We start from the raw sequence: 9,480 nt of genomic DNA, 5'->3' as shown, positions 1-9,480 counted from the left end.
CCCGCCGTGTGGGCTTCCGGCGTGGGACGGTCGTAGAGGAGGATGCGTGCGAGGGTGACCTCCTCGTCCCAGTCGAGCCGTATCCAGGGGAAGTCGAGTTTTTCCCAGTAGGGCATTACGGCATCCGACACCCATTCGCCCGCATTGTCGAGGCGGATAAGGCCGTCGTTGACTTTCGTGGCGCCGCATTGGGCATTGAGCGACGACGAGGCCGTGGCGCGTGCCCGCGGGGCGATGTTGTAGGTGCCGCCCGCCGCCGGGAGCCGGCAGCCGGCGATGCAAAGCAGGAGCAGTAGTTTTTTCTTCATCGGTATATGTTTATACAAATAACTGTTTTGTCCCGACTAAAATAGTGCATTTCGTCGATAAATGCAAATAAATCGCTCCGTATGTTTGGTATTTTAATCCAGAATGTTTATTTTTCGCCATAATTGTATGGACATGTGTGTCCCTCTGCTAATCCGATTGTGTATGATAAAAAGAAAAACGATTGCTGCAGCCACAGCCTGTCTTTTTGCCGCGGGGCTTGCGGCACGGCCGGTGCCGGAGGTTGTCTGGAGTATCGGCGAGGCCGACGGCACGCCCGCCGAATTCGCACTGGCCCCGGATCGCTTCCGCGACTTCCTGGCGGCCGATTTCGGGTATGAGGATAAATTCTATCTGGTGGGCCGTTCCAATCCCGCGGCCGATTTCCCCTATGTGCTGCCCGGGCCTGTGGATACATGGGGCGGCACATGGCCCACATCGGGCTGGCGTACGCATCAGGTCAACATCCTCTTCGGGCTGGAGGAGAACCCCTCCGGGGGGACGTACACGCTCGTCGTCGATCTGCTCGATTACGCCAAAGACTTCCTGCCGCTGGTAAAGGTTTCGGTCAATACGCAGGATGCCAAGTTCCAGCTCGACGCCCCCGGGTGCGATATACGTACGCAGCGCAAGCCCAGCCAGATGGAGAAAAGCGCCGATACGCTGTCACTCAAGGGCAACCTCGCCAAAGCGACGCCCCGCAGGTTGGAAATCCCGCTGCGGGCGGACGTGCTCCGCAAAGGCGGCAACGAGGTGACGATTACCGTACTCGAAGGCTCCTGGATAATGTTCGACCGGGTCGCCCTGACGGGGGACGTTCGGTTGAAAACGGTGCGTCCCGATAAATTTTTCGTGCGCGGCGTCGAGGCGGCGCCCTACGAACTGGCCGACGGTAAAAAACGCGTCCAGCCGCTGCTGGTCGACGTGGAGTGGCTCGCCGGCAGTCCGGATTTGTGCGTCGAACTCGACGGCAGGGAGATACTGAACCAGCGCATCGAAACGGGCCGCTATCAGTTCGAAGCACCGATGCCCCGGGTGAAGAAAGCCAAAAAGAGCGTTTACCGGATTCTCTGCGACGGCCGTGAAATAGCACAGGGCAGCGTCGTACGCATGCCGCAGGAGCTTCAGACGCCGGCCGATTACGTGGACACGCGCATCGGCACGGCCCATTCGCGCTGGATGATCGCGCCGGGGCCATGGATGCCGTTCGGCATGGTCAAGATGAGTCCCGACAACCAGAATACGGGATGGCAGGCCGGTTACCAGCCCTCGTTCGAGAATATCGGCTGTTTCAGCCACATCCACGAGTGGACGCTCGGCGGACTGGGTGTCATGGCGGCCAACGGCGAACTGAAAACCCGCGTCGGCGACGAGCAGAAACCCGACGAAGGCTATCGTTCGCGCATCGACAAACGTACCGAGCGGGCCGACATCGGCTATTACAGCGCCGACCTGACCGACTACGGCATCAAGGCCGAAGTGACTGCCACGATGCGCTGCGGATTCGAGCGTTTCACCTTTCCGGCAGACCGCGGCACGGGCCGTATACTGCTCGAGCTGCATCCCCAAACCGAGTACGGCATCCGACTCAAAAACGTCACGGTGAAGCAGGTCGGAGACCGCCGCATCGAAGGTTCGTGCCGCCAGTTCTCGCCGGGCGTATGGAGCCACGACGCCGATCAGGACTACGTACTGCACTTCGTCGTCGAATTCGACCGGCCGATTCTCCGGTTAGGCAGCTGGAAGGACGACACCGTCGCCAACGACATCCGGGAACTCGTCAGCGGGCCCTGCAAATACGCAGGCCTGTTCGCCGAATTCGATCCCGTGCAGCATCCCGTCGTGCAGGTGCGTTCGGGCATCTCGCTGGTCAGTGTCGAAAACGCCGCACAAAACCTCGCGGCCGAAGTCTCCGAACCTTTCGGCTGGGATTTCGAGGCCGTGCGCCGGAATCAGGCGGATACATGGAACGACCTGTTCGGCCGCCTGAAGGTGAAGACAGACGATCGGCTCGAAAAGGTACGCTTCTACAACAACATGTACCGTGCGCTCTGCAGCCGCAACATATGGAGCGACGTAAACGGCCAGTGGGTCTCGACCGACGGCAACGTGCGCACCGTGGCCGATCCGTCGAAAGAGGTCATGCTGGGCTGCGATGCCTTCTGGAATACATTCTGGAACCTGAACCAGTTCTGGAACCTCGTGACGCCGGAATGGAGCAGCCGCTGGGTCAATTCGCAGCTGGCGATGTACGAGGCCAACGGCTGGCTGGCAAAAGGCCCCGCAGGCATGAACTACATTCCCGTAATGGTCGGCGAACACGAAATACCGCTGATTGTCAGCGCATGGCAGATGGGAATCCGCGACTTCGATGCCCGCAAGGCGCTCGAAGCCTCGGTCAAGATGCAGACCACGCCGGCGCAGAAAGTATACAAGGGCTTCGCCGGCAACCGCGACCTGACCGCCTATATGGAACATGGGTATGTTCCCTACGACAAGGGGCGTTTCTCGAATACGATGGAATACGCTTTCGACGATTGGACGGTGGGGCAGCTCGCCAAGTCGCTCGGGGAGGAGGATATTCACCGTGTTTTCGACGACCGCGGAACGTGGTGGCGCAATGTCATCAGCGACGAGGGATACTGCCACATGCGCGACAGCAAGGGCCAATGGCTCGAAAACTTCGATCCCTTCCGCAGCGGCGCCAACCGGCACTACGTCGAGGGTAACGCATGGCAGCTCACCTTCTTCGTGCCGCAGGACGTCCCGGCGCTGGTCGAAAAAATCGGCAGGCAGCGCTTCACCGACCGTCTGCTCTGGGGCTTCAATCAGGACGAAGCGTGGCGCTACAACGCCCCAAACGACCAATACTGGGACCATCCCGTTGTGCAGGGAAACCAGCAATCGATGCACTTCGCATTCCTGTTCAACTACGCCGGCACGCCGTGGAACACCCAACGCTGGAGCCGCTCGATCCTGGACCGTTACTACGGTTACGGCATTGCCAACGCCTACCTCGGCGACGAGGATCAGGGACAGATGAGCGCCTGGGCGATCATGACCTCGCTCGGCCTGTTCCAGACCGACGGCGGATGCCGTACGGAACCGGTTTACGAAATCGCCAGCCCGATCTTCGAAGAGGTGACAATCGACCTGGGAGAGCGTTACGGCCGGGGCCGGAGTTTTACGATTCGGGCAAAGAACGCATCGCGCAGGAATATTTACGTGCAGGGCGCCGAACTCAACGGAAAAAGGCTCGATTCGTTTTCATTTCCGGCGTCGGAACTGCTCAAGGGCGGGGAGCTCGTCCTCGAAATGGGGCCCGAACCCAATGTGCGGTGGGGCGTGGAATAGATATGCAGCCTAAAACAGGAAGCAGCGGCACCTTTTTGGGTGCCGCTGCTTTTCGTATGTCGGATGCCGTCGGAACGGTTTGTCCGGGCAGTTTGCTTCCTTTTGTTGCGTCCCGGTCGTCCCCGGCTCTCGGTTGAAGCTCTGTTTCGTGCAGCCGCTTTGCTCGGGGGCCCTGGACTTATGTGCGGGAGCGTCGGGGATGCTGTGCCGGCTTTGCTGTCTAATCTCCTTTTGTGCAGGCTGCCGGCCTGTTTACAGCCCTTTGTGCAGGGCGGCAAGTACGGGTGTGCGGTTTTGCCGTCCTGCTGTTTTGTTGTTTTGCTGTTTCGCCGGATGCCCGGCGGGAGCGGAATGCCGCGGGCGGCTGTTTTCCGGGTGCTTGTTCACCGGGGGACTGCTACTGGGGTGATTGTTCACTGGTGTAGGCGGCTGTTCCCCGGTGTGGCTGGCTGTTGCTGGGGTGGTAGCTGAACCCCGACGGCTGTTTTCCGGGGACGGTTTTATCAGTCGTTGATGAACTCGATGGAGTAGGTGAAACTGTCGGCGCGGTAATACCCGATGTTGTATTCGACGGGCATGTCGTTCACATCCAGCACGAAACGTTTGCGTACGAGGAGCGGGGCCCCTTCGCCGATGTCGAGTTTCTCGGCCAGCTCCGCGCTTGCACTCCGGGCGCAAATCATTTCGCGCGAGGTTTTGACCACAATGCCGTAGTTCTTGCTGAGGTTTTCGTAGAGCGGAACGGACATGTCTTCCTCCCCGGTCATCGGGATAGCGGGGTTGAAGTAGGAAATGAAATAGACGAACGGCAGGTTCGGACGTCCGCGCAGGCGCTCCAGGCAAAGCAGCCTGGCCCCCTCCGGGGCGCCGAGGAATTCGATGGCTTCCTGCGGGGCTGCCTTGCGGCTGATGTGCAGTTCGAAATTCTGCACCACCATGCCCTGTGCATGCATTTCCTGCGAAAAACTCATCCAGTTGCGGGCATTGCTCATGACGTTCTGGGGCGCCACGGTCGTGCCGTATCCCTTTTTGCGCACGAGCAGTCCCTCGAATACCAGCTTGTTGATGGCCTGCCGCAGGGTGTTGCGCGAAATATTCAGCTCTTTCGAGAGCTCCACTTCGTTGGGGAACAATTTGCCTTTGCGATATTCCTCCTGCTGAATCATCCGGCGCAGCAGGTCTTCGGCCTGCTGGTGCAGCGGTTTGGAAGAATTGGGATCGAGGGATAATTTTATCGTGCTCGTCATGTATTGATAAACTTTTATATGTTCATGCAAATAAACGGAAAATATCTGAATAATCAAACGATATGTTCAGAATAATGGAGGCGTCCGAGCGATTCGGAGGCGGGATTTTTTTGCCTGTTTTTGTAGTTGTGTGCAAACCGTGTGCATATGAAAAAACAAGGAGTTGCCGTGTCGTGCAACTCCTTGTTTACAAGGGTGGAGAATACGAGAGTCGAACTCGTGACCTCTTGCATGCCATGCAAGCGCTCTAGCCAACTGAGCTAATCCCCCGTTGTGGGTGCAAAGATAATCGGATTTTTTTATTTCTGCAATTTACATCCTGAAAAAAATCGGTGAAAGTGAAATTTTGCCGGAAAATCTGCCCGTAGGGCCGTTCGGGATATGTCGTGCGGGTTCACGGCGGGAAGTATGGCCAATACATCCGGCAGTCCGGCCATCGGTTGCGGCGCGAAAAACCCCGATCTTTGCATTACAGATAACCGAAGATATGAAAACATGCAAAAAATCACTGATCGGAATGGCGACGGTACTGTTGTTCGGCTCGGCCGCGACGGCACAGGAACTTTCCGAAACCGAAAAACGACAGCCTATGAAAGCAATCGAATTGACGACCGCGGAGTTCCGCGAGCAGATTTACGACTACACGAAGAATTCCGAGTGGAAATACGAGGGCGAGCTGCCCGCGGTAATCGATTTTTACGCCACGTGGTGCGGCCCCTGCAAGACGATGGCGCCGATCATGGAGGAAATCGCCGGGGCGTATGCCGGCCGGCTGCGCGTCTATAAAGTGGATGTGGACAAGGAGCGCCGGCTCGCGGCGCTGTTCAACGTGCGCAGCATCCCGACGTTCCTGTTTATCCCGACGCAAGGCGAGCCCCGGCATGCGAACGGAGCGATGGATATTGCGCAGATGCGTGAAATCATCGACGCCACGCTGCTCAAGCAATAGAGCCGGCGTCCCTGAACGGCCGGAAAGCGACGATTCCATGCGGAAATTCCTGTTGGCGCCATGCTCCTGCCGGAGCATAGCGTACGCCGGGCCGGCAGCGTATACGGATTCCGCCGGCATGCAAAAGAAACGGCTCCGGTACCCTTGCGGTACCGGAGCCGTTTGCGTTGCGTTTTTTTTGCCGCCCCCCCCCGGAATATTCCGGCCTTTTGCGGGGCGGCGCGCGGTATTTCCGGCGCTATCCGATCTCCCATGTGGCGCCCGAGTGCAGCAACTCGTCCACCGAATGTATTTTGCTCTGCGCCTTGACCTGCTCGACCTGCCGGGCGACCTCGCGGTCGTAGACCGTGGCGTCTTCGACGGCGCGGATTACGCCTACGGCGACGGGGTAGTCGGGGTATTTCATGGCCGCCAGCATCGAGTGCAGCGTCGTGTCGCTCTCGTGCGCGTCGTGCGTCAGCACGTCGTCGAGCGTGTAGCCGTCCTGTCCGACGGTCACCACCTTGAGTTTCATGTTCTCGAAGACGATGCCTTTGTCCCGGTTAGCCCCGAACAGCATCTTCTCGCCGTGGCGCAGCGTGACGGTGCGCTCGGCGCGCGTAGCCTTGTCGGCGGCGAAATCGGCGTGGGTCTTATCGTTGAAAATCACGCAGTTCTGCAGCACTTCGATCACCGACATGCCCTTGTGCATCGCTGCGGCCACCATGCACTCTTTCGAAAGCTGCACATCCATGTCGACCGAGCGGGCGAAGAACGTGCCTTTGGCGCCGATGACCAGCTCGCCGGGGTTGAACGGCTTCTCGACCGTGCCGTAGGGCGAGGTCTTGGTGATTTTGCCCAGCTTCGAGGTGGGGGAGTACTGGCCTTTGGTGAGGCCGTAAATCTCGTTGTTGAAGAGGATGACGTTCAAATCGACGTTGCGGCGGATGGCGTGGATGAAGTGGTTGCCGCCGATGGCCAGCGAGTCGCCGTCGCCCGTGGTGACCCAGACGTTGAGCCGCGGGTTGGCGACCTTGACGCCTGTGGCCACGGCGTTGGCGCGGCCGTGCACCGAGTGGAAACCGTAGGTTTTCATGTAATAGATGAAGCGCGACGAACAGCCGATGCCCGACACGAACGTGAAGAGGTTGTGGGGGGTGTCGGTCGCGTCGGCGATTTCGGGCAGCGCACGCTGCACGGCGTTCAGGATGGCGTGGTCGCCGCATCCGGGGCACCAGCGTACCTCCTGGTCGCTTTTGAAATCTGCGGGGGTGTATTTGTATTCTGCCATGGCGTTACTTCAATAAGGATTCGAATCTTCGGCAAAGTTCGACGACCGTGAAAGGCAGGCCCTCGCACTTGTTGTATTGTTCGTAGCGGAACTCCTGCATGGTCTGGCGCAGGTAGTTGGCGAACTGTCCTTCGTTCAGCTCGCAGACGACGATCCGGCGGAACTTCGAGAATATCTCGCGCACGCCCTGCGGCAGCGGGTTGATGTAGTTGAAATGGCACAGCGACACGCGTTTGCCCTCGGCGCGCATCTGGTCGACGGCGTTTTGCAGGTGGCCGCGCGTACCGCCCCAGCCCACGACGAGCAAATCGCCCTCCGGGTCGCCCCAGACGGTCTGTGCGGGGATGTCCTCGGCGGCTTTCGCCACCTTGGCGGCGCGGGTCGAAACCATCTTCTGGTGGTTGGCGGGGTCGTGCGAGATGCAGCCTTTGACGCAGTCCTTTTCGAGGCCGCCCACGCGGTGCTCGAGGCCCACCTTGCCGGGGAACGCCCAGCCGCGGGCCAGTTTCTCGTTGCGGACGTAGGGCATGAAGCCGCCCTCGGGGGCCTGGTCGACAATCGGCGGGACGATGGCCGGGTAATCCTTCATCGCGGGAATGCGCCACGGTTCGGAGCCGTTGGCGATGAATCCGTCGGTGAGCAGGATGACGGGCGTCATGTGCTCCATGGCCAGCCGTCCGGCCTCGAAGGCGTAGTGGAAACAGTCGCTGGGCGACGATGCCGCCACGACGATGACGGGGCACTCGCCGTTGCGGCCGTAGAGCGCCTGCGCCAAATCGCTCTGCTCGGTCTTGGTCGGAAGTCCCGTCGAGGGACCGCCGCGCTGTACGTCGACCACCACCAGCGGAAGTTCGGTCATCACGGCCAGTCCCAGCGCCTCGCTCTTGAGCGACAGGCCGGGGCCCGAGGTGGTCGTCACGGCGAAATTACCCGCGAAAGCGGCGCCGATGGCGGTGCAGATGCCGGCGATTTCGTCCTCGGCCTGCACGGTCTTTACGCCGAGGTCCTTGCGCTTGGCCAGCTCTTCGAGGATGACCGTGGCCGGGGTGATCGGATACGATCCGCAGAAGAGCGGAAGCCCGGCTTTCTCGGCGGCGGCGCACAGTCCCCAGGCCGTGGCGACGTTGCCGCTGATGGAGCGGTAGGTGCCCTTCTCGAGCGGGGCCGGGGCCACGGTGTAGGTGTTGGCGAACTGGTGCGTATTGGCTGCGTAGTTGTATCCGGCGTCGATGGCCAGCTTGTTGGCTTCGGCTACGGCGGGGTTTTTCTTCGCGAACTTGGTTTCGAGGTATTTGTATGCGTAGGCCTCCGGGCGGTCGAAGAGGTAGAAACAGATGCCCAGGGCGAACATGTTCTTGCATTTGACGACGGCCTTGTTGTCGAGGCCCGTCTGCTTGAGCGCCTCGCGCGTCATCGAGGTGATGTCGGGAATGACGACGTTGTACTCGTCGAGCTGCAGCTCGGCAATCGGGTCGAGTGTCGCGAATCCCGCTTTGCTGAGGTGCTCCTCGGTGAGCGAATCGCCGTCGAGGATAACCGTGGCTCCCTGCTTGAGCCATTTGCGGTTGGCTTTCAGTGCGGCGGGGTTCATCGCCACCAGCACGTCGCAGTAATCGCCGGGGTTGAGCTCCCGGTGGCTGCCGAAGTGTACCTGGAATCCTGACACGCCCGCCACAGTCCCCTGCGGTGCGCGGATCTCGGCGGGGTAGTCGGGGAACGTCGAGATGCCGTTGCCGAGCAGGGCCGAGGTGTCTGAAAAGAGGGTGCCCGTCAGCTGCATGCCGTCGCCCGAATCGCCCGAAAAGCGAATCACGACGTCCTGCAGTTCCCGTACATTGGTTTTGTCCATGTCTTGTTTCGGATTAGTGGGGTTTGAAAACAATATCGCAAATATATAAATTTATTGTTAGATTGTTCACAGCGGATGGGATTTTTCGGCCGCCGCGGCTGATCTTCTTTGCTCCCTGTTTCGGTTTTAGGTGACAATATCTTATCCCGCGGCCGTTTTTTGCTTCCGGTTGCCGGAAAACCGGGCGGTTCGGGCGACTGTATGAAACCGGTAAATTTTTTAATATTTTATTAAAATTTTTGCGAATATCCTCCGCTTCCGCAGTGCGGGCGGACGATGCAGTTTGCCCGGGGCGATATGACGGGTGTGCCGGAGGGGGCGTGTGGAGATGGCAGGTGTGCAGACGGGGTGTGGAAAAGGCGCGGGATAGGTCGGGTGTGCCGGGCAGGGGGTGTGCGGGATGACTTCGGGTGTGCCGGGCAGGGGGGGGTGGAAGTCCGAGGAAAGAGCCGGAGTTGTTGTCAGGCGTGGGGTGTCGCACGGGGGGGGGGGGCGGCAGGTAGGG

5 protein-coding genes, 1 tRNA gene and 1 pseudogene are annotated in these 9,480 nt (G+C 59.8%); 2 read left to right on the top strand and 5 right to left on the bottom strand.

Annotated elements, in window-relative coordinates; all coding sequences use genetic code 11:
* Nucleotides 1–308: pseudogene (locus tag QZT71_RS10940) on the bottom strand (glycoside hydrolase family 92 protein); the annotation flags it as partial.
* 163 nt (nucleotides 309–471) lie between these two features.
* Between QZT71_RS10940 and QZT71_RS10935 the strand changes: the two are divergent.
* Complete coding sequence (locus QZT71_RS10935) at nucleotides 472–3,660, top strand: GH92 family glycosyl hydrolase (protein WP_295916043.1); 3,189 nt, start codon at nucleotides 472–474, stop codon at nucleotides 3,658–3,660.
* Between the two features lie 503 nt (nucleotides 3,661–4,163).
* Here QZT71_RS10935 and QZT71_RS10930 read toward each other — a convergent pair.
* Together QZT71_RS10930 and QZT71_RS10925 are read right to left on the bottom strand one after the other, a co-directional pair.
* The gene (locus QZT71_RS10930) at nucleotides 4,164–4,907 is read right to left on the bottom strand and encodes a GntR family transcriptional regulator (RefSeq protein ID WP_295916040.1); all 744 of its coding nucleotides are present in this window, start codon (nucleotides 4,905–4,907) and stop codon (nucleotides 4,164–4,166) included.
* A 196-nt stretch (nucleotides 4,908–5,103) separates the two neighbouring features.
* A tRNA-Ala gene (locus tag QZT71_RS10925) sits at nucleotides 5,104–5,177 on the bottom strand.
* A 319-nt stretch (nucleotides 5,178–5,496) separates the two neighbouring features.
* Between QZT71_RS10925 and QZT71_RS10920 the strand changes: the two genes are divergently transcribed.
* The gene (locus QZT71_RS10920; RefSeq protein WP_295916038.1) at nucleotides 5,497–5,856 is read left to right on the top strand and encodes a thioredoxin domain-containing protein; all 360 of its coding nucleotides are present in this window, start codon (nucleotides 5,497–5,499) and stop codon (nucleotides 5,854–5,856) included.
* Between the two features lie 238 nt (nucleotides 5,857–6,094).
* Here QZT71_RS10920 and QZT71_RS10915 read toward each other — a convergent pair whose 3' ends face one another.
* The gene (locus QZT71_RS10915) at nucleotides 6,095–7,126 is read right to left on the bottom strand and encodes a 2-oxoacid:ferredoxin oxidoreductase subunit beta (protein WP_295916037.1); all 1,032 of its coding nucleotides are present in this window, start codon (nucleotides 7,124–7,126) and stop codon (nucleotides 6,095–6,097) included.
* A 4-nt stretch (nucleotides 7,127–7,130) separates the two neighbouring features.
* Nucleotides 7,131–8,975, bottom strand: coding sequence for a 2-oxoacid:acceptor oxidoreductase subunit alpha (locus tag QZT71_RS10910; protein WP_295916035.1), 1,845 nt, complete (start codon nucleotides 8,973–8,975; stop codon nucleotides 7,131–7,133).
* Nucleotides 8,976–9,480 lie beyond the last annotated feature (505 nt).

This window comes from uncultured Alistipes sp. (assembly GCF_902388705.1).
In the GTDB taxonomy this organism is placed as follows: domain Bacteria; phylum Bacteroidota; class Bacteroidia; order Bacteroidales; family Rikenellaceae; genus Alistipes.
This window is presented reverse-complemented; position numbering and strand designations above follow the sequence as displayed.

Coding starts and splice junctions, on each gene's coding strand:
- QZT71_RS10935 (WP_295916043.1), top strand. CDS start 472: ATGATAAAAAGAAAAACGATTGCTGCAGCCACAGCCTGTCTTTTTGCC.
- QZT71_RS10930 (WP_295916040.1), bottom strand. CDS start 4,907: ATGACGAGCACGATAAAATTATCCCTCGATCCCAATTCTTCCAAACCG.
- QZT71_RS10920 (WP_295916038.1), top strand. CDS start 5,497: ATGAAAGCAATCGAATTGACGACCGCGGAGTTCCGCGAGCAGATTTAC.
- QZT71_RS10915 (WP_295916037.1), bottom strand. CDS start 7,126: ATGGCAGAATACAAATACACCCCCGCAGATTTCAAAAGCGACCAGGAG.
- QZT71_RS10910 (WP_295916035.1), bottom strand. CDS start 8,975: ATGGACAAAACCAATGTACGGGAACTGCAGGACGTCGTGATTCGCTTT.